At 64.7% G+C, this 1028-nt stretch carries 1 pseudogene; it reads left to right on the top strand.

Annotated elements, in window-relative coordinates:
• Positions 1–449: pseudogene (locus IEZ15_RS44030) on the top strand (hypothetical protein); the annotation flags it as partial.
• Positions 450–1028 lie beyond the last annotated feature (579 nt).

Raw genomic sequence — 1028 nt, forward strand, 5'->3', positions numbered from 1 at the left:
TGCCCAAGGGGCGCATTCTCGTTCTGGTGCCGACACTGGCCCTTCTGGCGCAGACGGTGAAGGCGTGGCACGACGCCGGGCACACAGGGCCGGCCGTCGCGGTGGCAACCCACCCCGTACTGACCGGGATGACCCGACACGCACTCGATCAACTCACCGCAGAAATATGCACGTTGATCGACCAAATCCCCACCGGCCAGCGCCCCCGTCACCGCAAACTCGCCGTGGAAAGCATGATCTGGGCCGCCGTTCTCGATCAGCGCGGGCTACCCTGCTCGCTGACCGCCCACCTCTTCCGCATCGGCGAGAACCAGATGCGCACCCTGATCAAGCAGGTCCGGCCCCTGATCAAGCAACACGGCCACCACACAGAACCACTGCCCATCCGACTCGTCGACCCCAGCGAACTCGCCGCCTATGTCATGCACGCAACATCAACGACAGGCTGACGTGACACGCTCCATCAATTTATCGACGCGCCCCGGAGCCGGTCGCGTTTCCCCAGGTCGCCATTCGCAGAAGTCCTCTCAAAACCCGCACGTTGTGCGAGACAGTTCTGACACAGTGCCGGGGTGGACCTGACGCCCGATCAAGCCGCAAACGCGGTTGCGACTGTGCAGCTCGGTTGGCACTTGTGCACTTGAGCTGGCACCAGTGAGCAGTTCAGTTGGCGCGTGGGCTTTCCGGCCGGTGACGGAGTACCCCCGGCGTGTGGACGCGCTCAGTTGCACCCGGCCGCTGGACATGACGTGCAGCAAGTCATTCCGTGCAAGTTGCGGCATTGCAGGTCAGCGCCCCGCCTCGACTTGCCTGAGGCCGGACGTCTACGCTCGATGCCCGGGCGGCAGTGATCGCGCCGGACGGGTTCCGAGGGGGGGTGCGCGATGCGCGCTGGGTGGATCAGGCTGTGGCAGTGGACGGCGTATTGAAGTTCCACCCTGGGCTTGGACAGCGGGTGTTTATGCCGCGGGAGTGAGGTCTTGCGTCGCCAGAGCTCTGGTCTCGAGTGGGGTGACGTAGCCGTACTC

The organism is Streptomyces atratus (assembly GCF_014648655.1).
GTDB lineage: Bacteria > Actinomycetota > Actinomycetes > Streptomycetales > Streptomycetaceae > Streptomyces > Streptomyces atratus.